The organism is Streptomyces sp. NPDC001401 (assembly GCF_042895385.1).
Taxonomy (GTDB): Bacteria; Actinomycetota; Actinomycetes; order Streptomycetales; family Streptomycetaceae; genus Streptomyces.
Window position 1 is genome coordinate 582966 of record NZ_JBIAWI010000005.1, and the last position, 25281, is coordinate 608246.

General features: G+C 69.2%; 24 protein-coding genes and 1 pseudogene. 13 read left to right on the top strand and 12 right to left on the bottom strand.

Annotation, left to right across the window (positions count from 1 at the left end; genetic code table 11):
* Window positions 1-10: 10 nt before the first annotated feature.
* Window positions 11-691, bottom strand: coding sequence for a DUF4097 family beta strand repeat-containing protein (locus ACFY10_RS21125; protein WP_390666678.1), 681 nt, complete (start codon window positions 689-691; stop codon window positions 11-13).
* A 234-nt stretch (window positions 692-925) separates the two neighbouring features.
* Here ACFY10_RS21125 and ACFY10_RS21130 point away from each other — a divergent pair, with 234 nt between their 5' ends.
* The gene (locus tag ACFY10_RS21130) at window positions 926-1681 is read left to right on the top strand and encodes a helix-turn-helix domain-containing protein (RefSeq protein ID WP_390666679.1); all 756 of its coding nucleotides are present in this window, start codon (window positions 926-928) and stop codon (window positions 1679-1681) included.
* A 215-nt stretch (window positions 1682-1896) separates the two neighbouring features.
* A complete protein-coding gene (locus tag ACFY10_RS21135; protein ID WP_390666680.1) occupies window positions 1897-3513 on the top strand; it encodes a M4 family metallopeptidase in 1617 nt (538 codons plus the stop codon).
* 57 nt (window positions 3514-3570) lie between these two features.
* Here the strand turns inward: ACFY10_RS21135 and ACFY10_RS21140 are convergent, their stop codons facing one another.
* The gene (locus ACFY10_RS21140; protein WP_390666748.1) at window positions 3571-5037 is read right to left on the bottom strand and encodes a M1 family metallopeptidase; all 1467 of its coding nucleotides are present in this window, start codon (window positions 5035-5037) and stop codon (window positions 3571-3573) included.
* Window positions 5038-5044: 7 nt separating this feature from the next.
* Here ACFY10_RS21140 and ACFY10_RS21145 point away from each other — a divergent pair, with 7 nt between their 5' ends.
* Window positions 5045-5545, top strand: a complete 501-nt coding sequence (locus ACFY10_RS21145) for a hypothetical protein (protein WP_390666681.1) — start codon at window positions 5045-5047, stop codon at window positions 5543-5545.
* Between the two features lie 140 nt (window positions 5546-5685).
* Here the strand turns inward: ACFY10_RS21145 and ACFY10_RS21150 are convergent, their stop codons facing one another.
* Entirely contained in the window at window positions 5686-6381 is a 696-nt protein-coding gene (locus ACFY10_RS21150; protein WP_390666682.1) for a pentapeptide repeat-containing protein, read from the bottom strand.
* Window positions 6382-6552: 171 nt separating this feature from the next.
* Between ACFY10_RS21150 and ACFY10_RS21155 the strand changes: the two genes are divergently transcribed.
* From ACFY10_RS21155 to ACFY10_RS21165, 3 genes are read left to right on the top strand one after another with little or no spacing between them, the layout of a single operon-like run.
* Complete coding sequence (locus tag ACFY10_RS21155) at window positions 6553-7734, top strand: FAD-dependent oxidoreductase (protein ID WP_390666683.1); 1182 nt, start codon at window positions 6553-6555, stop codon at window positions 7732-7734.
* Window positions 7735-7780: 46 nt separating this feature from the next.
* Complete coding sequence (locus tag ACFY10_RS21160; protein WP_390666684.1) at window positions 7781-8761, top strand: zinc-binding dehydrogenase; 981 nt, start codon at window positions 7781-7783, stop codon at window positions 8759-8761.
* A 56-nt stretch (window positions 8762-8817) separates the two neighbouring features.
* Window positions 8818-10314, top strand: coding sequence for an MFS transporter (locus ACFY10_RS21165; protein WP_390666685.1), 1497 nt, complete (start codon window positions 8818-8820; stop codon window positions 10312-10314).
* A gap of 101 nt (window positions 10315-10415) precedes the next feature.
* Here ACFY10_RS21165 and ACFY10_RS21170 read toward each other — a convergent pair whose 3' ends face one another.
* The 3 genes from ACFY10_RS21170 to ACFY10_RS21180 form a co-directional block, all read right to left on the bottom strand.
* Window positions 10416-13010 (bottom strand): glycosyl hydrolase, encoded by a 2595-nt coding sequence (locus ACFY10_RS21170; RefSeq protein ID WP_390666686.1) that lies wholly within the window; start codon window positions 13008-13010, stop codon window positions 10416-10418.
* A gap of 112 nt (window positions 13011-13122) precedes the next feature.
* On the bottom strand, window positions 13123-14529 hold the full coding sequence (locus ACFY10_RS21175; RefSeq protein ID WP_390666687.1) for an NAD(P)/FAD-dependent oxidoreductase: 1407 nt from the start codon (window positions 14527-14529) through the stop codon (window positions 13123-13125).
* A 10-nt stretch (window positions 14530-14539) separates the two neighbouring features.
* On the bottom strand, window positions 14540-15211 hold the full coding sequence (locus ACFY10_RS21180) for a rhomboid-like protein (protein ID WP_390666688.1): 672 nt from the start codon (window positions 15209-15211) through the stop codon (window positions 14540-14542).
* Between ACFY10_RS21180 and ACFY10_RS21185 the strand changes: the two are divergent.
* The 3 genes and pseudogenes from ACFY10_RS21185 to ACFY10_RS21195 all read left to right on the top strand — a co-directional run.
* Window positions 15210-16073, top strand: a pseudogene (locus tag ACFY10_RS21185) (aminoglycoside phosphotransferase family protein); the annotation flags it as partial. The gene ACFY10_RS21180 and the pseudogene ACFY10_RS21185 overlap by 2 nt on opposite strands.
* Before the next feature lie 134 nt (window positions 16074-16207).
* Window positions 16208-16690, top strand: coding sequence for a GNAT family N-acetyltransferase (locus tag ACFY10_RS21190; RefSeq protein ID WP_390666689.1), 483 nt, complete (start codon window positions 16208-16210; stop codon window positions 16688-16690).
* A 95-nt stretch (window positions 16691-16785) separates the two neighbouring features.
* Complete coding sequence (locus ACFY10_RS21195) at window positions 16786-17811, top strand: DUF4037 domain-containing protein (protein WP_390666690.1); 1026 nt, start codon at window positions 16786-16788, stop codon at window positions 17809-17811.
* A gap of 28 nt (window positions 17812-17839) precedes the next feature.
* Here ACFY10_RS21195 and ACFY10_RS21200 read toward each other — a convergent pair whose 3' ends face one another.
* On the bottom strand, window positions 17840-18115 hold the full coding sequence (locus ACFY10_RS21200; RefSeq protein WP_390666691.1) for a hypothetical protein: 276 nt from the start codon (window positions 18113-18115) through the stop codon (window positions 17840-17842).
* Between the two features lie 74 nt (window positions 18116-18189).
* On the bottom strand, window positions 18190-18939 hold the full coding sequence (locus tag ACFY10_RS21205; protein WP_390666692.1) for a hypothetical protein: 750 nt from the start codon (window positions 18937-18939) through the stop codon (window positions 18190-18192).
* Window positions 18940-19420: 481 nt separating this feature from the next.
* On the opposite strand from ACFY10_RS21205, the gene ACFY10_RS21210 reads away from it, so the two are divergent.
* From ACFY10_RS21210 to ACFY10_RS21220, 3 genes are all read left to right on the top strand, one after another.
* A complete protein-coding gene (locus tag ACFY10_RS21210; RefSeq protein WP_390666693.1) occupies window positions 19421-19891 on the top strand; it encodes a hypothetical protein in 471 nt (156 codons plus the stop codon).
* Window positions 19892-20053: 162 nt separating this feature from the next.
* Complete coding sequence (locus tag ACFY10_RS21215; protein WP_030941334.1) at window positions 20054-20347, top strand: hypothetical protein; 294 nt, start codon at window positions 20054-20056, stop codon at window positions 20345-20347.
* Between the two features lie 244 nt (window positions 20348-20591).
* Window positions 20592-20894, top strand: coding sequence for a hypothetical protein (locus ACFY10_RS21220; RefSeq protein ID WP_390666694.1), 303 nt, complete (start codon window positions 20592-20594; stop codon window positions 20892-20894).
* Between the two features lie 116 nt (window positions 20895-21010).
* Here ACFY10_RS21220 and ACFY10_RS21225 read toward each other — a convergent pair whose 3' ends face one another.
* The 4 genes from ACFY10_RS21225 to ACFY10_RS21240 form a co-directional block, all read right to left on the bottom strand.
* Entirely contained in the window at window positions 21011-21415 is a 405-nt protein-coding gene (locus ACFY10_RS21225) for a hypothetical protein (protein ID WP_390666695.1), read from the bottom strand.
* A 271-nt stretch (window positions 21416-21686) separates the two neighbouring features.
* Window positions 21687-22106, bottom strand: coding sequence for a hypothetical protein (locus ACFY10_RS21230; RefSeq protein ID WP_390666696.1), 420 nt, complete (start codon window positions 22104-22106; stop codon window positions 21687-21689).
* Window positions 22107-22488: 382 nt separating this feature from the next.
* Window positions 22489-22842, bottom strand: coding sequence for a hypothetical protein (locus ACFY10_RS21235; protein WP_390666697.1), 354 nt, complete (start codon window positions 22840-22842; stop codon window positions 22489-22491).
* 216 nt (window positions 22843-23058) lie between these two features.
* Window positions 23059-23466 (bottom strand): hypothetical protein, encoded by a 408-nt coding sequence (locus ACFY10_RS21240; protein ID WP_390666698.1) that lies wholly within the window; start codon window positions 23464-23466, stop codon window positions 23059-23061.
* A gap of 377 nt (window positions 23467-23843) precedes the next feature.
* On the opposite strand from ACFY10_RS21240, the gene ACFY10_RS21245 reads away from it, so the two are divergent.
* A complete protein-coding gene (locus ACFY10_RS21245) occupies window positions 23844-25268 on the top strand; it encodes a condensation domain-containing protein (protein WP_390666699.1) in 1425 nt (474 codons plus the stop codon).
* The last annotated feature ends 13 nt before the right edge of the window (window positions 25269-25281 follow it).

Sequence of the window (25281 nt, forward strand, 5' to 3'; positions counted from 1 at the left end):
GGCTGCGCATTCAAAGGCTGCGGGCGGTGATGTCGCCGTAGGAGGTGGTCGCCTGGATGTTCAGGCGAGCGGCGGCGCCTTCGGTGTTCTTGAGCGCGTTCTGGATCCGGCCGTAGGAGGTGCCGGCGTCCAGGGAGGCGGAGACTCCGGGGGCGGCGCCGACCGAGATGTCGCCCTTCTGGGTGGTCAGCACGACCGTGCCGCGTGCGGCCTCGGTGATCTCGGTGATCTGGATGTCGCCCCGCTGGGTGCTGATCTCCGCGGGGCCGCCCAGGCGGCCGACCGAGACGTCGCCGTCGAAGGCGGTGAGGCGGGCGCTTGCGGCCTCGTCGAGCTTGACCGAGCGGTAGCCGCCCGCGAGGGCGACGTCGCCGAGCCGTCCGACGCCGCGGAACTCGGCGCCCTCCGCCTTCACCTCGACCCGGGACCCGGCGGGCAACTGGACGGTCACGTCGACGGATCCGGTGGGGCCGAGGATCCGGTTGTTCGCCTCCCGGTCCTCGATCCGCAGGACGCCGTCGCCGTAGGCGACCTCGATCCGCTCGGCCGCCTTCGCGTCGCGGCTCTTGGACGCATTCGCCGGCAGGACTTCGACCGTGGTGTCGGCGCGGTCGGCAGCGATGAACTGGACGCGTCCGCCGGGGATGCCGAGGACGACCGAGACCGGGGCGGGGGTGTCGAACTTCTGCATCGTGCTCTCCTTGGTTCATTGTTTCCGTCGTCGTTTCTGACGTTGGAAACGCTACGTTGCATTCACAGATCCGGCAACGTGCTTGTTGCGTAGAGCATCAATAAGTGCAGGTGAGAGCTGGTAAATTGTTGCAATGGCCTGGAGGATAACGCAACACGCCTCACCTCGGTCGTTGCAATGAATTGAAGGCGAACGCTATGCTCGGGGGCGCCACGAACCACGAAGGAGACCGCGATGCCGGGAGGCCGACTCACCCAGCAGGAACGCCAGCAGATCGCGCTGGGACTGGCCGACGGACTCGCCTACGCCGAGATCGCCAGACGCCTCGACCGCCCGACCTCGACGATCACGCGCGAGGTGATGCGCAACGGCGGCCCCACCGCCTACCGCGCCGACCTGGCCCACCGCGCCACCGAACGGCGCGCCCACCGCCGCAGGCAGGCCGCCCCCCGGGATCCGAAGGCGTCCCCGCAGGCCTACGGGCGCGACGCGGAGGCCGTGCGCGAGTACGAGGAGACGCTCACCACCGTCTTCATACAGTCGGGCACGCCCAAGATGATGGCCCGGGTGATGGCAAGCATCATCATCAGCGACGCGGGCAGCCTCACCGCGGCCGAACTCGTCCAGCGCCTCCAGGTCAGCCCGGCGTCCGTCTCGAAAGCGATCACGTTCCTCGAGGAACAGGGCATGGTCCGCCGGGAACGCGACGAACGCCGCCGCGAGCGCTACGTCGTCGACGACGACATCATGTACCAGGCGATGATGGCCAGCGCCCGGGGCACCGCCCAGGTCGCCGAGACCGCACGGCAGGGCGTCGGCGTCCTCGGCCCAGGCACCCCGGCCGCCACCCGCCTCGAGAACATGTCCCGCTTCCTCGACTTCGTCTCCGAGAGCATCGCCCGCGCGGCGGACCAGGCCCGCGAAGTCCTGCACACGAAGCCCGAAACGACCTCGGGCGGCACCGCCGACCCCAGCTCAGATCGACTGTGACGATCCTGGCCCCAACTCCGCTTAGTAGACGTGGAGTTGACCGGGCCCCGTCCGTCCGCATAGCGGATCCGCTGCAACGGCTTTCGGATACAAACACGTAAAGTCTTGACGGCGGCCTGTCAAACAGGCCGGTCCGGGTGCCACCCTCTCCTCGCTCGCCGCAACTCTGTGCCCCACCTGTGCCCCAACCATGAGGCCAGCTCTAAGGAGACCGAGTGAGACAGCAGAACCGCGCCACCCGCAAGACGGCACTCCGCACCGCCGCCCTGATCGGCTCGGCGGCAATGGTCGTGCTCGCCCTGCAGAACGGCGCCGCCACCGCGGCCCCCACCCGCGCCGACGGCGCCACCGCCCTCCCTCTCAGCGCCTCGGCGCGCACCGCCGCCCTCAAGTCGGCCCAGGAGGCCGCCGGTTCGACAGCCCGGGAACTCGGGCTCGGCGCCCAGGAGAAGCTCGTCGTCCAGGACGTCGTCAAGGACGCGAACGGCACCGTCCACACCCGCTACCAGCGCACCTACGCCGGTCTGCCCGTCCTCGGCGGCGACCTGGTCACCCACATGACGAAGAGCGGCACCCTCAAGGGCGTCAGCAGGGCGACCAAGGCTCGAATATCCGTGGCCTCCACGGACGCGGCCGTCTCCGCCGCCACCGCGAGGAAGGCGGCTCTCGCGGGCAGCCGCTCCTCTACGGCCACCGCCCGCAAGGTCATCTGGGCCGCCGGCGCCAAGCCGGTCCTCGCCTACGAGTCCGTCGTCAAGGGCCTGCAGCACGACGGCACCCCGAGCGAACTGCACGTCATCACCGACGCCACCACCGGCAAGAAGATCTACTCCTACCAGGCCGTCGACACGGGCACGGGCACCAGCGAGTACAGCGGCACCGTCACCCTGGGCACCACGGCCTCCGCCTCCGGCGGCTACGACCTCATCGACGGCGGCCGCGGCGGCCACAAGACGCACGACCTGAACGGCGGTACGTCCGGCACCGGCACCCTCTTCCACGACGCCGACGACACCTGGGGCGACGGCACCCCGGCCAACCGCCAGACCGCCGGCGTCGACGCCGCCTACGGCGCCGCCGTCACCTGGGACTTCTACAAGTCCGCCTTCAACCGCAACGGCATCGCGGGCGACGGCAAGGCCGCCTACTCCCGGGTCCACTACGGCAACGCTTACGTCAACGCGTTCTGGGACGACAGCTGCTTCTGCATGACGTACGGCGACGGGCAGGGCAACGTCAAGCCGCTGACCTCGCTCGACGTGGCCGGGCACGAGATGAGCCACGGGCTCACCGCGGCCACGGCCGGCCTCAAGTACAGCCGGGAGTCGGGCGGCCTCAACGAGGCCACCTCCGACATCTTCGGCACCTCGGTGGAGTTCTTCGCGGGCAACTCCTCCGACCCCGGTGACTACCTCATCGGCGAGAAGATCGACATCAACGGCAACGGCACCCCGCTGCGCTACATGGACAAGCCCAGCAAGGACGGCAGCTCGGCCGACTACTGGTCGCGCAACGTCGGCCGCCTCGACGTGCACAACTCCTCGGGCGTCGCCAACCACTTCTTCTATCTGCTGAGCGAGGGCAGCGGCGCGAAGACCATCAACGGGGTCTCCTACAACTCCCCGACGTACGACGGCTCGACGGTCACCGGCATCGGCCGCGCCAAGGCCGACCAGATCTGGTACAAGGCCCTGACCACGTACTTCACCTCCTCGACGAACTACGCGGGCGCCCGCACCGCCACCCTCCAGGCGGCGAGCGACCTGTACGGCGCGGGCAGCACGGAGTACAACGCGGTGGCGGCGGCCTGGAAGGCCGTCAACGTCAACTGACCTACTTGCACGGGGAATTGAACCGCCGGACCACCCCTCACGGCCTCCTCGGCCTCCTCACGGGTGGTCCGGCTTTCCCTCCCCGTACAGCCAGTCCTTCCAGATCTCGTCGAAGTCCTTGTCCGGCGCCTTCTTCTCGACGTACGCCGTGAAGTCGTCGGTGTCGGCGTTCCCGTAGCGGTGAGCGGCGGCCCAGCCCTGGATGATGTCGTAGAAGGTGTCGTCGCCGACCTTCTGCCGGATCTTGTGCAGGACCATCGCGCCGCGTTCGTAGACGGGGCTGTCGGAGATGTGCGCCGCACTGCTCGGCTTCGCCGGCGGGTAGGCCCAGATGTCCTTGTCGCCGTTCTTGTAGCGGGATTCGAAGGTCTGCTGGCAGGTGTCGCCGCCGTGGTCCTCGTCCCACAGCCACTCCGCGTAAGTCGCGAAGCCCTCGTTGAGCCACATGTCCTGCCAGCTCTTCGGTGTGACGGAGTCGCCGTACCACTGGTGGGCGAGTTCGTGGACGAGGGTCCCGGTGTCGGGGGCGCCGGGGAAGACGGGCCGGTTCTGGGTCTCCAGGGCGTACCCGGCGTCGTCCGGGCGGTCGACGATCGCTCCGGTGGAGGAGAAGGGGTACGGCCCGAAGTTGATCTCCTCCCACTCGATGATCTCGGAGAGCTTTGCGAGCACCTTCCGGCTCGCCTTCGCCTGGGTCGGGTCGACGGCGACGTACACGGGCAGGTGCTTGCTGCCGATGGTGTACCGGCTGATGTCGTAGTGGCCGATGCCGACCATGGCGAGGTAGCTGGCCATCGGTTGGGCGGTGTGCCAGGTGAAGGTCGTACGGCCCCCACTGCTCGTCTCGCCCGTCAACTCCCCGTTGGACACGGCCTGCAGGCCCTTCGGCACGGTGACGGCTATGTCGTACGACGCCTTGTCCGAGGGGTGGTTGTTGCCGGGGAACCACGCCATGGAGCCGGTGGGTTCGCCGAGCGCGAGCGCGCCGTCGGCGGTGCGCAGCCAGCCCTCCTCGGAGCTGTCGGGGTCGGTGATGGTCACGGGGGTGCCGGAGTAGCGGACGGTGACGCGGAAGGTCTCGTCGCCGACGAGGTCGTCGTGCGGGCGGACGGTGAGCTCCTGCCCGGTGCGGTTCCAGCGGGCGCCTCTGCCCTCGACGGTGACCTCGTCGACGTCCAGCCCCTTGAGGTCGAGGTCGAAGGCGGAGAGGTCATGGGTGGCGCGGGCGGTGATGGTCGCGGTGCCGGTGAGGCGGTGTCCGCCGGGGTCGTAGGCGAGCTTCAGGTCGTAGTGGCTGACGTCGTATCCCCCGTTGCCCGCCTTCGGGAAGTACGGGTCGCGGAGGCCGGAGCCACCCGGTGTGCCGTGGACACCGGCGCTGCACGCGGTCAGCGCGAGGGCCAGGAGAACTGCGAGGGCACAGAGAACCGCGGGGGCGCGGAAGACTGTGGGGGCGCGGAGGACTGTGGGGGCAGCGGGTACGGGTCTGGGCACGCCGGTGATCCTATGGCGGCGTGACACCATCTCGTACGTGCTCGACATCGGCTATGCCCTCTCCAACCGTTTCCCGGACCCTCCGCAGACGGACTACCGCCGCGCGGACGTCCACGCCCTGCGGCACGATCTGTTCTGCGGGGACGTCTATCTCGCCGACACCAAGGCGGACCGGGAGCTGTCCACAGCCTGGGGATGGGTGCCGGTGCTCGACTTCGCGTGGGCGCTGTGCGACATCGTGGAGCGCATCGACCGCGACCCGGCGGGCTCCCGCGCCTCCCGCCCCCAGCGCGCCGAGCTCGACTTCACCGAGTCGACCGACCGCATGCTCTTCGAGCGCCGCTTCGGGTGGGTGGACGTGGAGGCCGACTGGATGCCGGCGGAGGAACCGCCGCTCACCTTCTCCCACGGTGAACTGCGCCGCGAGGCTCGGGACTTTCTGCACGACCTGATTGCCGACCTGGTCGATCTGCATGAGTCTCTGGGCGAGAACCCGGCGATCTGGACGTTGCAGGCGCGGTTTCCCAGGGTGCCGTGAGTCTCGGTGACCGTCTGCTGGGGGCTGCCGCCCCCAGACCCCCGCTGTCGGCCTGAACGGCCTCGTCCTCAAACGCCGGACGGGCTGGATGGAGCTGACCGGCACCGAAGAGTCCCCGTCCCGCAGCCCTCCACCCCGATTCAACCCTCCACCCGAATCCCCACCTCCGCCGCCAACACCGGTGCCAGATCCATCAGTTGGGCCGGACTGATCACCGCCCCCGCCAGGCGGTCCACCCCGCGTGCGATGCCCAGCTCGGCCGCCGCTCTCAGGTCCACGTCCTTCAGGACCGCCGCGGTGAGGTCCGCCTCCTTCAGGACGCAGTCCACGAACTCCACGCGCTCGAGCCGGGCGCCCCCGAAGTCCGGCTCCACCAGCACGCAGCTCTCGAAGACGACGTCCTTGAGTCTGGCCGCACGCAGGTTCAGGTAGTCGATCTTGCCGCCGCGGACGACCACCCGCTCCAGGACCGCGCCGTGCAGCTGCACTCCGCCGAGGCGGGCGTCGATCACCTCGACGTCACGCAGGGAGGCCTCGGCGAGGTCCGTGCCGACCCCGCGCAGCCCCGTCAGGACCGAGTCGAGCACCCGGGCGCGCTGCAGCCCCGTCTCGTCCAGCGCGCACCCCGTCAGCGCGCAGTCCATGAAACGGGCGCCCCCTCCGTCCTGCCCCGCGAAGTCCACCTCCCGGAACTCCAGCCCGTCGTAGTCCCCGTCCGGCTCCAACTCCCCGCCGCCGAACGGCTCCAGCGCAGGCAGCCGCACCTCCGGCCGCCGCGCCCCCTTCACCGCCGTACCGCTTGAACCGCCCATCCCACCCGCCGCTCTCCTCGCCATGCCCCCATGGTGCATCCCGCCACTGACAATCGCCCCGACCAGCCAAAACGCACCCCATGTCACATTCCACCGCCGAAATCAGTCGTACTCACAGAAAGGCGCCCCCGGCCCAGGACCCAGGCCCACCCAAGGCCCCAGGCCCGGCCCAAGGACCCAAGGGAGACCCGACCCATGCACCGCATCACCGTCATCGGCGGCGGCTTCGCCGGACTGACCGCGGCCGTCACCGCCGCCGAGGCAGGCGCCAAGGTGACCGTGTTCGAAGCCCACCACACCCTCGGCGGGCGAGCCCGGACCGCGGAGGGCCCGTACCGGACGAACGACGGACCGCACGCCCTCTACAGCGGCGGCCCGCACTGGACCTGGCTCAAGCAGCGGAATCTGATCGGACCGCTCGCCCCGATCCCGCCCCTGGAGGCGGCCCGGCTGCGGCTCCGCCACCACGGCGCGCTCCGCCGCACCCCTCCCTTCGCCATGCTCAAACTGCTGCGCCCCGGCCTCCAACAGGCGCCCATCGACGTCGACTTCATGACCTGGGCCACCGGTGTCGCGGGCGAGGAGGCAGCCCGGGCCGCCGCCCACTACTCCGCCGTCGCCCTCTTCCATCACGACCCCGGCTCCCTGTCCGCCGCGTTCGTGCAGGAGCGGCTGCGCCGTGCCACCAAGCTCCCGCCGGAGGCGCACTATCCGCGCGGCGGCTGGGCGAACGTCATCGACCGGATGGCCGCCCGGGCGTGGAATCTGGGCGTCCGGATGGAGACCCTGTCCCGCGTCGACACCCTCGACGCCCTTGCGGCGACCGGCGGCCCCGTCATCGTCGCCACCTCCCTCGACGCCGCCCGTCGGCTCCTCAGGGACGACTCCCTGGCCTGGACGAGCGGTCGTACGACTCTCATCGATCTCGCCGTGCGGACCCGGCGCGGAGACGCCTTCGCCGTGTGCGACCTCGACTCCCCCGGCTGGCTCGAGCGGTTCACGGCGCAGGACCGCTCGCTCGCCCCGGCCGGCGAGCAGCTCGTTCAGGGCCAGGTCCCCATCGCCCCGCACGAGACGAAGGCCGACGGCGTCGCCCGTGCCGAGGTCCTCCTCGACCTGGCCTTCGAGGGCTGGCGCGGGCGCGTCACCTGGCGGCGCGAGGCTGTCGCGAACGGCCGTACCGGCGCCGTCGACCTGCCCGGCACCAGCTGGCGCGACCGCCCGGCCATAGACCGCGGCGACGGCGTGTACCTGGCCGGCGACCAGGTCGCGGCCCCCGGCGTCCTCTCGGAGGTCTCCTTCAACAGCGCCCTCGCCGCGGTGTCGCTGGCCCTCGGCCGACGAGCCTTCGACCCTCTTGACCTCAAGCAAGCTTGAGGTTGAAGAGTGGGTCTCCTGACAAGCAAACGATGGGGGATTCACCATGCACGCCATCCGTCTCCATGCCTTCGGCCCGGCCGAGAACCTCAGCTACGAGGAGGTGGCGGACCCGCTGCCCGGGCCCGGCCAGGTCCGTATCGCCGTAGAGGCGGCGGGAGTGCACCTGCTCGACACCGCCCTCCGGGAGGGCGAGCAGGGTCCGCTGCCCGAGCCGACACGGCTGCCCACCGTCCCAGGCCGCGAGGTCGCCGGCGTCGTCGAGTCGCTGGGCGAGGGCGTCGCCGCGCTGTGGCTCGGCAAGCGCGTGGTCGCCCACCTGGGCTTCTCACCCGGCGGCTATGCCGAGCTGGCCGTCACCGATGTCGACCGTGTGCACGAGGTACCGGAGAACCTCGACTTCGCCCAGGCCGTCGCCATGATCGGCACGGGGCGTACGGCGATGGGGATCCTGCAGTTCGCCGAGCTCGGCCCGGACGCGGTGGCCGTGATCCCGGCGGCCGCCGGCGGCATCGGCACCCTGCTGGTGCAGTACGCGAAGAACACTGGCGCCGTCGTCATCGGCCTCGCCGGCGGTCCGGAGAAGGCCGCACGCGTGCAGGCGGGCGGCGCCGACCTCGCCGTCGACTACAGGGAACCGGGATGGCCGGACAAGGTCCGCGCCTATCTGGGCGGACGCGCGGCCACCGTCGTCTTCGACGGCGTCGGCGGCGAGGTCGCCCGCGAGGCCGTCGCGCTCCTCGGACCCGGCGGCAGGCATCTCGTCTTCGGCTGGTCGGCCGAGGGCATCCGCGGCGGCAAGCCCCATCTCGTCGACGGCGTCTCGGAGGAGGTCCTCGGCCCGGTGATGATGCGCAAGGCCGGCGGCCCCAACCCCATGCAGACCCTTGAGCTGCGCGCTCTCGCCGAGGCCGCCGCGGGGCGCCTCACCCCCGCCGTGCAGCGCTTCCCGCTCGCCGAGGCGGCGGCTGCGCACCGGGCGCTTCAGACGCGCGGCACGATCGGAAAGGTGGTACTGGAGCCGTGACCAGGCACAAGGCATCCGAGGATGCGATACGTACCGATTCATGGTCTGCTGACCGGGTGAGTGCCACCCGGCCAGGTGAAACTCCCGTGGACACCGACCCCCGCCGCTGGTGGGGCCTGGTGATCATCGCGCTCGCGCAGCTCATGGTCGTCCTCGACGCGACCATCGTGAACATCGCGCTCCCTTCCGCACAGCGCGACCTGGGCATGTCCGACGGCAACCGGCAATGGGTGATCACCGCCTACACCCTCGCCTTCGGCGGTCTCCTCCTGCTCGGCGGCCGCATCGCCGATCTGGTGGGCCGCAAGCGGACGTTCATCATCGGGCTGATCGGCTTCGCCGCCGCCTCCGCACTCGGCGGCGCCGCCACCACCTCGGGCATGCTCTTCGGCGCCCGCGCGCTGCAGGGAGCCTTCGCGGCCCTCCTGGCCCCCTCCGCCCTGTCCCTCCTCACCACGACCTTCACCGACCCGAAGGAACGCGGAAAGGCCTTCGGCATCTACGGCGCCCTGGCCGGCAGCGGATCGGCGATCGGGTTCATCGTCGGCGGGCTGCTCACCGAGTACCTGGACTGGCGCTGGTGCCTGTACGTCAACGTGCCCATCGCGATCATCGCCGTCTTCGGCGCCTTCGCCCTGCTCCACGACCGCCCCGGCCAGGCGGGCGCCCGCCTCGACGTGCCCGGCGCAGTGCTGGGCTGCGGCGGTCTGGTCGCGATCGTCTACGGCTTCAGCGAGGCCGAACCGCGGGGCTGGACCGACCCCCTGGTGCTGGCGCTGTTCGCGGTCGGCGTGGCACTCCTCGTCGCCTTCGTGTGGTGGCAGAACCGGGCCCCGATGCCCCTGCTGCCCCTCCACATCGTCAAGGACCGCAACCGCGCGGGCTGCTTCCTGACCATGATGCTCGCCGTCATCGGCATGTTCGGGCTGTTCCTGTTCATGACCTACTACCTGCAGGTGGTGCTCGACTACTCGCCGGTGAAGACCGGCCTGGCCTATCTGCCGCTGACCGCCGCGATCATCACCGGCTCCACGCAGATCTCCGCCCGGCTGCTGCAGCACGTGGCGCCGCGCATGCTGATGGTCCCCGGCATGGTCCTCGCGTCCGGCGGCATGATGCTCCTGACCCGGATGACCGTCCACTCGTCGTACGCGACCGAGGTCATGCCCGGTCTGATCCTCATGGGCCTCGGCATGGGCCTGACCTTCATGCCGGTCTTCGCCACCGCGACCGCGGGCGTCGCCCCGCACGACTCCGGTGTGACCTCGGCGACCGTCAACACCTCGCAGCAGGTGGGCGGTTCGATCGGTACGGCCCTGCTGAACACCATCGCCACCACCAGCAGCGCGAGCTACATCGCCGCCCACCTCCACAACCCCGCCCAGAAGGCCCTGATCGCCAAGGAGGGCGTCGTCCACGGCTACACGGTCGCCATCTGGTGGGCCGCCGGGATCATGCTGCTGGCCGGGCTGGTGGCAGGCCTGATGGTGACGGCGAAGGCGCCGGGGCGCGGGGCGCAGGAAGAGGCGCCGGTGCCCGAGCCAGTGGGATAGGCCCCGGGGCGCACAAGCCGGGCCGGGGGCACAAGAGCGGGGAGGGGCCGCCCGGACCGCGGGCCCCTCCCCTTTTCCCTTCAGCGCAGTCGCTCAGCCGCTCACCTCAACCGTCGTACGTCGATCGCCCAGATCCCCCGCCCGTGCGTGGCCGCATACAGCCGCCCGTCCGGGCCGGTCCGCAGCTGCAGCACCGCCGTGGTCGGCAGATTGCCCCCGGCCGCCTTCCAGCTCGCCGAGCCAGGCATCCGCACCAGCACCCCGAGATCCGTGCCGAGCGCGATCGTCCCGCCCTTCAGCAGGGCCACCGAGTTGGCCGGTACGTCGGGCAGGTTCCCGGAGATGTCCTTCCAGGTGACCCCGCCGTCCCGGGTCTCGAACAGGTGCCCGACACCCGCGCCCGGCCCCTCCGTCCACTTCCGCGAGAAGCCGTTGACGGCGAGCAGGACGTGATCGGAATTCGCCGGGTCGATCGCCAGTCCGGAGAGGTAGCGGTTGGGCACCGTCCCGTCCACCGGCAGCGTCAGCTGGTGCCAGCCCGTGCCGTCGGCGTTGCCGACCGCGATGCCGCGCGTGAAGCCCTGGTTGTTGCAGGGCCCGCACCAGGCGGCGTACACCTTGCCGCCGGAGGAGGCCACCGCCGTGGCCGTGTGCCCCGCACCCAGGTCGTACGCACCGACCCACTCGCTCCCGCTGCGGATCGCGTACCCCTTGCTGTTGATCCACACATGCCGGCCGCCCGCGACCCAGACCTTCGGGTCCTTGATGTCGGCGTTCAGCGGGGCGATGAACCGCGCCTCGCCCGTCGCGTTGTCGGGCGGAGCGACGGAGTACGTCGTCGCCTTCGACGGGTCGGTGACCCAACTGCCGTCGTTCACTGCGCAGTTGTTGGTAACCGAAACGGCCAGGTACACATACTCCTGGGCGATGTTGCACCCGTTCGCCGGGTCGGTGATCGTGTCGCCGCCGTCGCCGCCGAAGTTGGAGCCCATCACACGGTCGCCGGACCGGAGCTCCGACTGCCCGTTGTCCTGCAGCCCACCGGTGATCGCGACACCGCGCCCCGCCGGGTCGTTGCCGACGCCGACCGAGTAGTACTGCAGGGCATCCATCGTGCCGTCGTTCAGGGACGTCCAGTCGGTCGCGTGTCCGTCGGCGTTCGCGCTGCCGTTCAGCGGCCGCTTGAAGACACCGCCGTCGTCACCGACGATCACGTACGGCGCACCGCCGTCACTGCCCACCGCCACCGAGTGCTGATCGGCGTGCGTGGTCGCCGGGCAGTCACCGGACTGCTTCGACGGATCGATGGACCAGCAGGGGAACCCGAAGTTCCAGTACGGACCGGGCACCGACCACGACTTGCCGCCGTCCTTGGTCTCGAAGACCTCCTCCAGACCGGCGTACACATGGTCCGGGTTCTTCGGGTCGACGGTGAGGAACTGGTCGTACCAGGACTGGATGCCCGGCTGGTATCCGGCACCGGTGAGCGCGGAGCCCGAGTCCCGCAGCTGCTTGTAGTCGGCAATCTTCGTCCAAGGGCCGGTCGGCGAGCCCGACTTGGAGACGAAGATCCCCTCCAGCCCGCTGTCCGGGTTCTCCGCGGTCTGCTCCGGCGACTGGTCGATCGCGTAGTACCGCGACCCGTCCGCACTGCGTGCGAAGGTCACGTTGCCGACGTCCTCGGCGTTGCTCGGCAGGTCACCGAGACCGGTCAGCCGCTGCCAACTGCCCCCGGACTTCACATAGAAGCCGTTGTACGTGTCCCCGCCCCGCCAGCCGACAGCGAGGACGACCTTGCCGGGGTCCTTCGGGTCGATGGCGATGTCGTTCGCGATGTTCTTGTAGGCGGCGCTCGGATCGCTCGCCTTCGAACCCCCCGGCAGATAGTCGGGGTTGGGCGCGAACTCCAGCTTCCAGGCGCCCTTCAGGGTCCTGCTGCTGTGGCTCCACACACCTCGCGTGGTCGCCGCCCACACCTTGTCCCCGGCGAACCGGAGCGCGTTGATCGACGTCGATTCGAGTTCGTCCCCGCCGACCCGGTCACGCCGGCTGAAGCTGTCGTCACGCGGGTCGTCGAGGACGTACACACCCGTCCCCAGGAAGGACGTGGCGCTGGTGTTGGCCTCACCCGTGGCGTACCAGAGCCGCCCCCGGCCGTCGAGCTGCAGATCACCCGTCGACAGCGCGGGCAGCCCGTCGGAGATGTTCGTCCAGTGACCCCCACCCGTACGCGACCGGAAGACACCGCCGTTGGCCGACCCGGCGTACACATACCCGTGCCGGTCCGCCGCGAGCCCGGTCACCCGGCCGGTCACCTTCCCCGACCCGCCACTGGAGTTGGAGTTGATGTCCCGGTACCGCGGATCGTCGGAGTCGTAGGGCAGCCGGGTCAGATCGCTCCAACTCCCCTTGGTGTGCGGCAGATCCGCCAATGCGTCGTACGCCGCCCCGTACGCCCCCGGCGCCACGATCCCCGGCGAGGTGCGCGCCTCGGCGTACTGGTCCGCCTGCTCGGCCTCCTCCTGTGCCTCTCCCCCGTCATCGTCGTCCGCCGCCGTGAAAGCCGACAGGCCCATCTGCTGATGATGCAGATGGGCCTGCGGCTGTGCCTGAGCCTGGGTCACCGTCAGACCCAGCGCAGCGGTGGTGGCAAGGACCACCCATCTCCGTCTTCTTCGCCAGCCGTTGGCCGCCATGAAGTGCCCTCCCCTGGGAGCAGTGGCGTACATGACACGAGCTGGCCAACAGCATTGGCGGGAATGCAGCGCTGAGAGGTTCCTGTGAACGCAATCAGAGGGTAAAAAATCGTCAGTGCCGCCCCGCCACCCGGTCCGCGAACTGCGCCAGCTTCGACGACTCGGCGCTGTACGTGGCTCGTTCCCGCCGGTCCGCCGCCCGGTAGGTGGCGTACATCCCCTGCACCCCGAGCCACCGAAACGGCTCCGGCTCCCACTTGCGCACCTTGTGCCCGACCCACGGCAGATCGGTCAGCTCGGTCCGGCCGCCCTGCCCCGAGTCGAACTGCACCAGATCCCTGAGCGTCCGCGCCGCGAGATTGGTCGTGGCCACCCCCGACCCGACATAACCGCCGGCCCAGCCGAGCCCCGTCGACCGGTCCAGGGTCACCGTCGCGCACCAGTCCCGGGGCACCCCGAGCACCCCGGACCAGGCATGCTCGATCCCCACGCCCGCGAGCGACGGGAAGAAGCGCACCAGAATCTCCCGCAGCGCCTCGACCGTCGCCGCCTGCGTCCGCCCGTCGTTGTCGGTCTTCGACCCGAAGCGGTACGGCACTCCGCGCCCGCCGAGCGCGATCCGCCCGTCGGCGGTCCGCTGCGCGTACATGTACGCGTGCGCCATGTCGCCCAGCGCCTCGCGCCCGTCCCACCCCACCGACTCCCACTGCTCGTCGGTGAGCGGCTCGGTCGCGATCATCGAGGAGTTCATGGGCAGCCAGGTGCGCCGCTGCCCCTTCAGACTCGCGGTGAACCCCTCCGTGCAGCGCAGGATGTAGGGCGCCCGGACCGTCCCGTACGGCGTCACCGCATGCTTCGGCCGGATCTCCGCCACCGGCGTCAGCTCATGAATCGTCACCCCGAGCGCCTCGACGGCAGCCGCCAGCCCCTTCACCAGCTTCACCGGGTGCAGTCGCGCCCCGTGCGGGGTCCAGGTCGACCCGACCGCGTCCGCGACCCGGATCCGCCGGGCGGTCTCCCCGGCTCCGTACAGCTCACGGTCCTTCTCCCCGTACGACAGCTCGAGCTCATGAAAGGCCTTGAGCCGCACCAACTGGGCCGGGGTGGTGGCGACTTCAAGCACCCCGCCCTTGTGGATGTCGGCCTCGATGCCTTCCTCGTCCGCCGCCCGGACGACCTCGTCCACGGTCTCGTTCATGACCTTCTGCAGCCGTACGGCGGCCTCGCGCCCGTGCAGCTTCGCGTACCGGTCGCGCCCCGCGATCCCGTTGTACAGCCAGCCGCCGTTGCGCCCCGAGGCCCCGTACCCGCAGAACTTCTGCTCCAGGACGGTGATACGGAGGAAGGGCACCGCCTTCTTCAGGTAGTACGCGGTCCACAGCCCCGTATACCCGCCCCCGACGATCACCACGTCCGCGGAGGCGTCACCGCCGAGCGGCTCCCGCACCGCAGGGAAACCGTCGTCCGCGTACCAGAAGGAGATACCGCCGTTCACGACACTGCTCACCGAGCTGCTCATGGCCGGAAAGCTAACCCCTCAGGGCCGAAACTGTCTCCCTCGGATCCCACGCCTTCCCCCGCCCCCTGACCAGCGGATAACACGCGAGCCCGATCAGCACTGACACAAAATGCCCGATGTCGGTGAAGGTCGGCGAGTCCGCGAGCGGAGCCCCGTACACGAAGAACACGCCCGCCAGATACAGATACCGCCAGGGCGCCGCGATCCGGTACGTCAACACCCCGACCACCCCCGCCAACGCATAACTCACCCCGAAATCAAGGGTGTTGACGACGGAGTGCGACACCATCCCGTCCCGCACCCGCTTCAGCAGCGCAGCCTCGCTGATCAGCGTCGCCAGCACATGCGCGGCCACGCACACCATCAGCCACCGCACCGTCCCCAGCCACCGCTCGGCCTGCGCATGGAAGACGGTGTACTGGACGGCGGTGTACAGGAAGGCATACGGAAACCAGTCGCCACCGTCGATCCACATCGCACTCTGCACCAGCACCCGCACGGGGTCGTTCGACAGCTCGTGGATGTTCGTGGACCGCTGCCGCAGGAACTCGTGCTCGAACTCCGGCGACATGTGGTGCAGCGCTACGGTCGTGACGAACAGAATGGCCAGCCAGATGTACGTGCCTGGAGCACTGCGGACGTACGCCCACACCCTCTCGCCGAGCCCCCGGTCAATTCGCATGAAGCGATTCACGCACGCAAGTATCGTCGCCCGGGTGATCGACATCCCGAGCGGGCTGGCGACGGCCCAGGAGAAGTTCAACGGCGAGGCGGGCCGGGCCTTCATCGCGGGGCTGCCGGACCTGGCGGAGGAGTTCCTTCACCACTGGGACCTACGGCTGGACGGGCCGCCGATGTACGGCATGTGCGCCCTGGTGCTGCCGGTCGTGCGGGCGGACGGCGTCCCCGCCGTACTGAAGCTGCAGCTGCTGGACGAGGAGACCAAGGGCGAGCCGATCGCCCTGCGCCTGTGGGACGGCGACGGGGCGGTACGGCTCCTGGACCACGACGGGACAACCGGCACGCTGCTGCTGGAGCGCCTCGACCCGGCCCGCATGCTCAGCCACCTCCCCGACTCCCGCGAGGCCGCCCTGATCATCGCCCGCCTGCTGACCCACCTCACCGCCACCCCTGCCCCACCCGGCCTGCGCCGCCTCGACGACATCGCACAGGCCATGCTGGACCGGACGCCCCGGACACTGGAGCGCATCCCGGACCCCGAGGACCGCCGCCTCGTCACCGACTGCGCGGCCGCCGTACGAGAAGTACTGGACGAACCCGGCGACCGACTCCTGCACTGGGACCTGCACTACGAGAACGTCCTCGCCGCAGACCGCGCCCCCTGGCTGGCGATCGACCCCAAACCGCTGGCCGGTGACGTCGGCTTCGAGCTGTTCCCCGCCCTCGACAACCGTTTCGAGGCCGACGAGATCACCTGGCGCTTCGACGCGATGACGGACGTACTGGGCCTGGACCGGGCACGGGCCCGAGCCTGGACACTGGGCCGGGTTCTGCAGCACTGCCTGTGGCAGACCGAGGCCGGCCGGCCGCTGGTCCCGGACCACCTGGAAATCGCCCGGCGCCTGCACAGCGCCCCTTCAGGGGCGCGGGGAACTGCGCGACCAGCCACAACGGCGCAGCAGACAACAGACGACCCGTCCCGGCGTAACCTCACGGAGTGATCCGCACCGCAACCCCCGCCGACATCCCCGTCATCCACGCCCTGATCCGCGAACTCGCCACCTATGAGAAGGCCCCGCACGAGGCAAGGGCCACCGAGGCCCAACTCCACGAGGCCCTCTTCGGCGACCACCCCGCCGCCTACGCCCACATCGCGACCGACGACACCACCGGCACCCCGGTCGGCCTCGCCCTCTGGTTCCTGAACTTCTCCACCTGGCGCGGCGTCCACGGCATCTACCTCGAAGACCTCTACGTCCGCCCCACCGCCCGAGGCGCCGGCCACGGCAAAGCCCTCCTCACGGAACTGGCCCGCATCTGCGTGGAGCGCGGCTACGAGCGCCTCGAATGGTCCGTCCTGAACTGGAACACCCCGGCCATCTCCTTCTACGAGTCCCTCGGTGCCCGCCCGCAGGACGAGTGGACGGTGTACCGGCTGACGGACGGCCCGCTCAAGGAGCTCGCTGGACAAAGCAGCTGACGGTGTGAAGCACATAACGGCATGAAGCGGATGACGTCGTGAAGGTGTGAAGGCACCCCGCATGACCCCTCACCGAATGGGCACGGCTTCCTGGCATGAGCACTACGAATATGCCGCCCTTCGTCCCCGGCCTCGAACTCTCCCGCCGCTTCTACACCGAAGCCGTCCGCTCGTTACTCGAGGAGGCCGCCCCCGGCATCCCCCACTCGGCCGCCCGTCTGGGCAGCGGCTCCGAAGTACTCGGCTTCGACACCCCGCGCCCGGCCGGCCACGAACGGGGCCCGCGCCTCCAGCTCTTCCTCCACCGCCGGGACGTCTCCCGCCACGCGGGCCGCATCAGACACATCCTCGCCGCCCACCTGCCGAAGACCTTCCACGGCCACCCCGTCCGCCACGAGGTCGAAGTCACCCACATCTCCGCCTGGTTCACCACCGAACTCGGCTTCACGCCCGCCCCGGACATCACCCCTGCGGACTGGCTCGCCACCCCCACCCAGCTCCTCGCCGAGGTCACCGCGGGCGCCGTCTTCCACGACGGCCTGCGCGAACTCACCCCCATACGCCACGAGCTGCGCTGGTACCCCCACGACATCTGGCTCCACGTCCTGGCCTGCCAATGGCAGCGCATCGCCCGGGAAGAGCCCTTCGTCACCCGGTGCGGCGAGGTCGGCGACGAACTGGGCTCCGCGGTCGCCGCCGCCCGCCTCGTCCGCGACCTCATGCGCCTGTGCCTCCTCATGGACCGCCGCTACCCGCCGTACGGAAAATGGCTCGGCAGCGCCTTCGCCCGCACCTCCGCGGGCCACCACCTCACCCCGGTCCTCATCGCCACCCTCGCGGCCACGGACTGGCGCACCCGCGGGAAACACCTCGAGCAGGCGTACGAGGCCGTCGCGGACCTGCACAACCAACTCGAACTGACCGACCGGGTCGCCCCGGTGAGCCGGCCGACACGGTTCACCGAGGCGCTGATCGCCCGCATCTCCGACCCGGCGATCAAGGAACTGCCGACGGCAGGCTCCGTGGATCAGTTCGTCGACGGCACGGAGGTCCTGACCCGCCCCGAGATCGCCCGTGCCGTGTACCAGGAAACGCGAAAGCCCAGGCCGGATTGCTCCTGACCTGGGCGAGAAGCGGTAGCGCGGCTACTCAGAGGGCCTTGCCGTTGCAGCCCATGTCCGAACCGAGGTGGGCCGGCTGCGCACCCGGGTCGCCTTCGCCGTTCAGCGCGCCGCCCAGCAGACCGTTGAGGGCGCCGAGGCTGCCGATGACGTCGACGTTCATGTCGTGCGAGCGACACTCGATGTCCTGCGTGACGTCGATGTCGTGGCCCGGCTCGTGTGCGAAGGCCGGGCCGGCCCCGAAGGAGCCGATGCTGCCGAGGACGGCGGCGGTCACGATGGCGACCTTCTGAAGCTTGCGCATTTCTTCTCCATTGATCGAGCGGAAGTGGTCTGCAGCAGATCGAGTTGGGACGATGGACAACTACGAACAGGCCATCAGCCGAGCCGGGGCAGTCCCAGGTTCCCGACGGGAGGCGCCGCGACCTGTCCGAGGCCGAGCCCGGGCACCTGCGGTGCGGCGCTGGCAGGCGAGACCAGCGGGTCGATGAGCGGGTTCACCTGAGGGTTGAACTGAGGGTTCACCTGCGGGGCGACGTGCGGTGCGGGCTCGGGGTTGAAGACCTGCGGCATGGCGACCTGCGGGGCGACCTTCGGCATGACCTCCGGCGACGACTGCGGGGCGACCTGCGGCTGGACCAGCGGCTGCTGCTGAGGAGCGGACTGCGGGCCGTACGACGGCGAGCCGGCCTGCGCGCCACCCTGCGACGAGGCAACGGCGGTGGCCTGGCTCGGCTGCGGGGCGGCCTGCGGGGCAGGAGCAGGCGCCGGGGGTGCGTACTGCGGCGCCGGCTGGGAGTACGACTGCGGACCACCGGACTGTGCGGTGCTGTCCGCGGTGGACGCGGCGATGGCATGCGCCGGCTGCGGCTGGGGCGCCTGGTAGTACTGCGGAGCGGGTGCCGGGTAGTACTGCGGCTGGGGCGGCGCGTACTGGGGGGCGGGCGCCGGGGGTGCGTACTGGGGCGCTGGGTAGTACTGAGGAGCCGGCGCCGGGGGGTAGTAGGGAGCAGCCGGAGCGCCACCGTAATACCCGGGGTACGTGTCGGCATGGCTGACGCCGGCGCCGATGGCGGACAGACCGCCGGCCGCTGCTACGACGAGCGCGGCCTTGTGAATCTTTCGCATGGAACCCTCGGCCCTTCAATACCTGTGCAGGGAAATCCGTTGTATTCAGTGCTGTGTTGCGTGCGCTCAGTCTGATTTTCGTACCGCGACCCAACAGGGGTAATCCTGGGCTGTCTTGTGGACTTCACGCCGGAGTCGACAGCCGATCCCCTTGCCCCTCTCACCGGTTCATGGTCGCTGCCCTCTCCCAGCTGGCAACGACATTTCCTCCGGTACGGTCACGGGATCCAATATTCCGTCACCCATTTGGCATTGATCGGATTAGCAGCCCACTGGCCGACGATTCACGCCCTCCGGCAAATGGGTGACCACACACCGACTCCCGTGACTGGCCCGGTATTTACTTCGTTCCCCACAGGGACAGAGCGATGACCCAGCACCCTCCGCAGCCGCACAGTGCAGCAAGAAACAGCCACAACTCCACTGGCTCATCTGCCATTTCAGTACGTTCCATGCACAGGTCAATGAAGGGCCGAGTTCCATGCGCAAGTTTCAGCACGTCGCGCTCGTCGTAGCAGCGGCCGGCGGTCTGTCCGCCATCGGCGTCGGTCCCAGTGTCGCCGATGCTCCTGTCACCTACGGCAATAGCGCACCGCCTCCGGGTCCCGCCATGGCCGGCGCCTTCACCGCGACTCAGGCCACCGCCCACACCTCCGGCTCGCCCACCGCCCCGCGACAGGCGGCCCCGCAGCAGCCCGCCGAGGTTGCCCCGCAGGTCAATCCTCAGTTCAACCCGCAGCTGAACCCGCACATCTCCTCGCCGTCGGCCCCGACGCAGTCCGGAGGAGGAGCGGCGGACCAGCTCAACCTCTTCCGCCCGGCCCAGGAGTGCAGCCCGCAGTCCGTGCTCAACGCGAACCTCCCGGTCGCCGTGCTCGCCGCCGCCGAGACCAAGGGCGTCAACTGCACCCAGGCCAACAGCCAGGCGAACGCCCTCGCCAAGGCCCACTAGGACCGCAGGCCAGGACCACCGGACGACTTCAAGGAGCTGCGGCAACAAGATCACACAACACGGCGCGTCGCTAGGTGATTGTCGGAAATTTCCTATTATTCTCCGTAACTGTAAGAAGTCGATCTGCCACAGATCGCAACGACTCACTCCACCGGAGATGACATGCACCAGCTTCGCAAGGCTGCCGTCCTGGTCGCCGCCCTCAGCACCGTCGGACTCCTCGGTGCCGGCACCGCTCAGGCTCACGACGACGGCGGCAAGGGCGGCAAGGGCGGCGACAAGTTCAACGTCCTGCAGAGCTCCAACTGCAAGTCGCACGACCTGAACGTCGACGTCCTCGGCCAGGTCGGCATCCTGAACGGCCTGCTGGGCAACGCGCTCAACGGCGAGGGCAACGCCGGAGGCCAGGACACCCACATCGGCTCGAGCATGGGCTGCAACAACAGCGCCTTCTAGTCGAATGGCCGTCACATAGGCGGCCGAGAGCGGGAAGCAGGTCCCGGCACCGAGCTCCAGACTCGGTGCCGGGACCCCATTTTTTTGTCACGGCGAGGTATTTCCCGACATCGACCAGGGCAGTGAGGATTCCCCCGAATTCGGCGCGCCGCACAGTCTTTTACGGGTATTTCTTATTAGCCTCCGTAACTGCACGAAGTCGATCCGTCACGGATCGCATCCACTTCACTCCACCGGAGATGTCATGCACAAGCTTCGCAAGGCTGCCGTCCTGGTTGCTGCCCTCAGCAGCGTCGGACTGCTGAGCGCCGGCGCCGCCCAGGCCGATCAGGGCGGCTTCGGCTCAGGCGAAGGCGGCCATCGCGGCGGCTTCAACATCCTGCAGAGCACCACCTGCCGGTCGCACGACGCCAACGTCGACGTCCTCGGTCAGGTCGGCATCCTCAACGGTGTTGCGGGCAACCTGCTGAACGGCGAGGGCAACCCGGGCGCTCAGGACACCCACCTGGGCTCGGACATGGGCTGCAACAACACCGTCGGCAAGTAAGTCGGAACCACCCTTGGTGCCCCGGCCGGTCGGCCGGGGCACCAAGGCTTTCATCCGCCGGAAAGCCGAAATGCCGGATCGGGAACAGTCCCGGTCCGGCATTCGCCGCTCGCACCTCAGAAATCGAAGTGGGGCGGCGTGATGTGCGGCTTCTTGAAGTGCAGCTTGAAGTGGGGCGCCTTGACGTGGGGCCGCTTGAACCCCTTGGGCAGCGGCGACGTGTTGGAGCAGTCCAAAACCGGCCCGACGTGCGTGGACCCGTTGTTCAGCATGCCGTCCTCCGGCAGCACCAGGCGCGGCCGGGCGGTCGTCGAGCAGTTCTGCGACTGCTTGACGACAAAGGTGCCGCGCTTGTCCTTGCGCACGATCTCGCTCTTGTGGACGCAGGTGGTCTCCCCCGCGGCGTTGGTCTTGCAGCCGCGCGGATCTTCATTCGCCTGCGCATGCGCGGCGCCGAGGCAGATCACGGCGAGACTTCCGATGATCCCCGAGACGGTTGCGATTTTCTGCCGACTGAACATGTGCTGTGTTCCTTTGCAATCGAGGCCCGGCATTGGTACAGCCCGGACGCGCACCCTGATGGGTTTACTGCGCGTCCGGGCTGCCTTTTGCCGTTGGGGGGTTGTTCAGCACGCCGTTGAGCAGCCCGACCCGGTCCAGGACTTGGACGTTCGGCTCGTGCAACTTGCATGAGGTGCCTACGGTGTTCTGACGGATGTCGTTGCGCCTGGCCGTTCGGGGTGCGGGCTACTACGCGATTACCTGCGAAACGGCCGACGGGGTGGGGCTTCTTTACCGGGAGCCGTAGGGAGCGGCGTACTGGGGGGCAGCCTGCGGCGCGTACTGCGGGGCGGCCTGGGGCGCGTACTGCGGCGCAGCCTGGGGCATGTACTGCGGCGCGTACTGAGGCGCGTACTGCGGGGCGGCCTGAGGCGCGGCCTGCGGGCCGTAGCCGTAGTCCGGCGCGTAGTTGAAGCCGTTCGTCGGCGCGAAGTACGGAGCCGCCTGCGGAGCCGCCTGCGGAGCCGCCTGCGGTGCGGCGTGCGGACCACCCCACCCGCCGCCTCCGTAGGCCACGGCGTTGGCCTGCGAGGAGGCCACCGCGGTGACCCCGTCGCCCCAGCCGTCGGTGGCGCTGCTGACGCCGGCCCCGAGGGCGGAGAGGCCCGCGACCGCCGCAATTACGGCCGCGGCCCGCTGAAACTTGCGCATGATTAGACCCTTTCCTAGCTGGGCGGGAAGCCCTGGCTTGACTACTTAATGTGAGCATATACACACGAAACGTAGCCATTTGGGATCTTGGGTCCTTCCATGCACCGTGTCGGCTTATGGCAAAGCAACCTTCCGCCCGCTCGACCGCGGACTTGGAGGGGATATGGGAGAGACAGGGGAGTTGGCGATGCAGTTCTGTCGCGCACTCGGCGCTCACCCGTAAAACGACGATTCCCCGGGCCGAAGTCACGGGCGGCGAGAGGCAGTCACCCATTTGCCGCCGGACGCAGAAACACAGACGTAGAGACACAGACGTAGAAACAGCGGATGGCCGGTCCGGGTCGCCCCGGTCCGGCCATCCGCTGCTGGGAACGTGCGGGCCTCAGCCGAACAGGCCGCCGGGCAGCTCCGAAGGGTGGTCGTTGTCCTGGGGTCCCGGATCATTGGGGGAACAGGTCACCTGGGGGCCGATCTTCGTGCTCCCGCTGTTCAGAAGGGGGATGACGGGCAGTTCCATGGGCGTCTGCGGCGTGCAGGTGTTTGCCCGGCGGACGATGTAGTCGTCCCCGTCTGCCGTCTTGCCCGCGAACCCCTGGATGCAGGTGACGTCGCCGGACGCGGCCACGGTGCAGCCGCCCGGGCCTGCTGCGGCATACGCCTGCGTGATGCCGGCACAGGTCACGGCGAGGCCGTACAGGAGCCCCGAGACGGCCGCGATCTTCTTCCTACTGAACATGTGATCCGTTTCCTTTGTGAGGGGCACCCGGGCGCCGTGCGCCGCGAACCGGCCCGTTTCGCCTACGAAGTGAAGGGCTGACCTGCTGAAGGAACTTCCAGAGCCATCACGAACGCATGCGGGCCACAGGAGCGGCCTCGCGCTCCGGGCGGCCACACGTGAACGGGCCCCTGCGGGGGGTGACCCCGAGGGGCTCGCGGAAAGCGTCGCGCACGATTACGCAGTGAAGGCGTTGTTGAACTGACCGCAGGTGGTGTCGAAGGTCTCGGAGAGGCCGAGCACGCTGACCGGGAGGCTGCCGTCCGCCACCGTCTGCGGACTGCACTCCTGGTACGGGCGGTAGTGCTCGGTGGCCTTCGGCCCGGCGCCGTTCGCGTGACCGTGCTCCTGGTGGGCGCGATGGGGCGCGGCCGCCTTCGGCGCACTGCGCTCGACGACCGTCGACACACTGCGGTGGCTGGCAGTGTGGCTGTGCCCGTGGCCGGCGCTGTGGCTCTGCCCGTGCCCATGGCTGTGCCCGTGACCGTGGCCATCGGCGTAGGCGGTGCCGGTGCCGGCACCGATGACGGAGAGACTGCCGGCCGCCACTGCTGCTGCGATCATGGCCTGTTGAAGCTTGCGCATGAAACCCTCGGTCCTTCATTGCCTGGATGTCGAGGCAGATTGCCTACTGTGACTGAACGAACACTAGCAGTAACAACTAGGCATTCCACACCGACGGATATCCCGTGTCCACTCGACTCGCGGTAACTCCGGCTTCCGCAAAGTCCGTTCGCCGGACCCGAATGAACTCCGTTTTCCCGAGCGCGACTTGTTCGTATGTTGAAATGCCCGGACCGGCAAATACCGAGGTCCGGCAGCCCGATTGGCTCACATCCGCCGATCACTCAATCCACTCAAAAGTGGGAACACATCATGTTCCGGGTATCTCCTTTCGCGGTCGCGGCATTCCCTTGATCGGGTCCGCCCGATTCGGGCTCCAACTGCGAACGGAGACGCCCGTGCGAATCACCGACATCCAGCGCTGCGAGGTCCGGCCCGGACGGCTCGTCGAGTGGGCGCTCAGTCCGGCGACCGTCACGGTAGCGGCGGGCCTTCCGGAGGACCCCCGGCCGCCGGCGTACCTCCAGGAGTCGCACATCAGGACCGCCCGGACGGTGCACGAGGACGGTCTGTTCGTGCCGACCTGGATCGGTACGGCATTCGACATCCCGGGCAGCGTCGACCTCGACGCGCTGCAGGACGCACTGCGCAGCTGGACACTTCGGCACGAGACGCTGCGCAGCGGTTTCCGCTGGGAGGGCGACGAGATGCGCCGCTTCACACTCGACGCCGACGACGTGTCACTGCATCGCGAGGACATCGGCGACTTCACCGACGCGGGCAGGCTCGTCCAGCACCTCCAGGACCGTTTCGACGCCGTCGCGAGCGCGCTGCGCTGGCCCAACTTCCTCTACGCGGCGGTGATCAGGGACGACGGCACCAGCCTGTACATTGCGTTCGACCACAGCAATGTCGACTCCTACTCCATCCAGCGCATGCCCGCCGAGATCCACGAGCTCTACACCGCGGCCGTCGAGGGCCGCCCCGTGGAGGAGCCGCCGGTCGGCAGTTACGTCGACTTCTGCGAGATCGAGCGCGCGGACGCGGACCGGATCGATGTGACCCACGAGATCGTCGGCCGCTGGCGGGAGTTCATCCGCAGGGGCGACGGACGGTTCCCCAACTTCCCTGTCGAGCTGGGCCTTGAGCCCGACTGCGCGCTGCCCAGGCAGAAGATGATGCGCGAGCTGCTCGTCGACTCGGATGCCGCCGCGGCCTTCGAGTCGTACTGCCGGCCCTTCGGGGGCAGCCTCGTCGGTGTCCTGGCCGCCACCAGCCTGATCGTCCACGAGATCGGTGGACAGCCCGTCTACCGCTCGGTCGTGCCGTTCCACACCCGGGTGAAGTCCAAGTGGTCCAACTCCGTGGGCTGGTACGTCGGCGGCGCGCCGATCGAGATCCCCATGGACCAGGCGCCCGACCTCGCGAGCGCCCTGAAAGCCGTGCGCGCCGAGTTGCAGGCCAACAGGGCGATGGCACGCATGCCCCTCGCCCGCGTACTGCGCCTGCTCGGCGAGGACTTCCGCCCGACGTCGCCCGACGCGTACTCGATCGTCTCGTTCGTCGACGCGCGGGGCATCCCCGGCTCGGAGCGCTGGGACGAGCTGGCGGCCTACGGCCTCGTCAGGGTGTCGTACGGCGACAAGGTGTGCATCTGGCTGAACCGGCTCCACGAGGGCCTGTGGTTCACCTGCCGCTACCCGGACACCGACATCGCGTACAAGAACATGCGGCTGTACGTCGAGCGGCTGCGGGACGTCATCCTCACCGTGGCCGCCGAGCAGCGCGCCAGCGAACTCGCGCCGCACGAGCTTGCCGGGTGAACGACACGAACAG

Bases quoted from the DNA above. Each gene is read 5' to 3' on its own strand.
- ACFY10_RS21175 (WP_390666687.1), bottom strand. From the start codon at position 14,529: ATGAGCAGCTCGGTGAGCAGTGTCGTGAACGGCGGTATCTCCTTCTGG.
- ACFY10_RS21200 (WP_390666691.1), bottom strand. From the start codon at position 18,115: ATGCGCAAGCTTCAGAAGGTCGCCATCGTGACCGCCGCCGTCCTCGGC.
- ACFY10_RS21195 (WP_390666690.1), top strand. From the start codon at position 16,786: ATGAGCACTACGAATATGCCGCCCTTCGTCCCCGGCCTCGAACTCTCC.
- ACFY10_RS21240 (WP_390666698.1), bottom strand. From the start codon at position 23,466: ATGCGCAAGCTTCAACAGGCCATGATCGCAGCAGCAGTGGCGGCCGGC.
- ACFY10_RS21125 (WP_390666678.1), bottom strand. From the start codon at position 691: ATGCAGAAGTTCGACACCCCCGCCCCGGTCTCGGTCGTCCTCGGCATC.
- ACFY10_RS21180 (WP_390666688.1), bottom strand. From the start codon at position 15,211: ATGCGAATTGACCGGGGGCTCGGCGAGAGGGTGTGGGCGTACGTCCGC.
- ACFY10_RS21155 (WP_390666683.1), top strand. From the start codon at position 6,553: ATGCACCGCATCACCGTCATCGGCGGCGGCTTCGCCGGACTGACCGCG.
- ACFY10_RS21225 (WP_390666695.1), bottom strand. From the start codon at position 21,415: ATGTTCAGTCGGCAGAAAATCGCAACCGTCTCGGGGATCATCGGAAGT.
- ACFY10_RS21150 (WP_390666682.1), bottom strand. From the start codon at position 6,381: ATGGCGAGGAGAGCGGCGGGTGGGATGGGCGGTTCAAGCGGTACGGCG.
- ACFY10_RS21130 (WP_390666679.1), top strand. From the start codon at position 926: ATGCCGGGAGGCCGACTCACCCAGCAGGAACGCCAGCAGATCGCGCTG.
- ACFY10_RS21230 (WP_390666696.1), bottom strand. From the start codon at position 22,106: ATGCGCAAGTTTCAGCGGGCCGCGGCCGTAATTGCGGCGGTCGCGGGC.
- ACFY10_RS21160 (WP_390666684.1), top strand. From the start codon at position 7,781: ATGCACGCCATCCGTCTCCATGCCTTCGGCCCGGCCGAGAACCTCAGC.
- ACFY10_RS21235 (WP_390666697.1), bottom strand. From the start codon at position 22,842: ATGTTCAGTAGGAAGAAGATCGCGGCCGTCTCGGGGCTCCTGTACGGC.
- ACFY10_RS21210 (WP_390666693.1), top strand. From the start codon at position 19,421: ATGCGCAAGTTTCAGCACGTCGCGCTCGTCGTAGCAGCGGCCGGCGGT.
- ACFY10_RS21140 (WP_390666748.1), bottom strand. From the start codon at position 5,037: ATGGTGTCACGCCGCCATAGGATCACCGGCGTGCCCAGACCCGTACCC.
- ACFY10_RS21170 (WP_390666686.1), bottom strand. From the start codon at position 13,010: ATGGCGGCCAACGGCTGGCGAAGAAGACGGAGATGGGTGGTCCTTGCC.
- ACFY10_RS21215 (WP_030941334.1), top strand. From the start codon at position 20,054: ATGCACCAGCTTCGCAAGGCTGCCGTCCTGGTCGCCGCCCTCAGCACC.
- ACFY10_RS21205 (WP_390666692.1), bottom strand. From the start codon at position 18,939: ATGCGAAAGATTCACAAGGCCGCGCTCGTCGTAGCAGCGGCCGGCGGT.
- ACFY10_RS21220 (WP_390666694.1), top strand. From the start codon at position 20,592: ATGCACAAGCTTCGCAAGGCTGCCGTCCTGGTTGCTGCCCTCAGCAGC.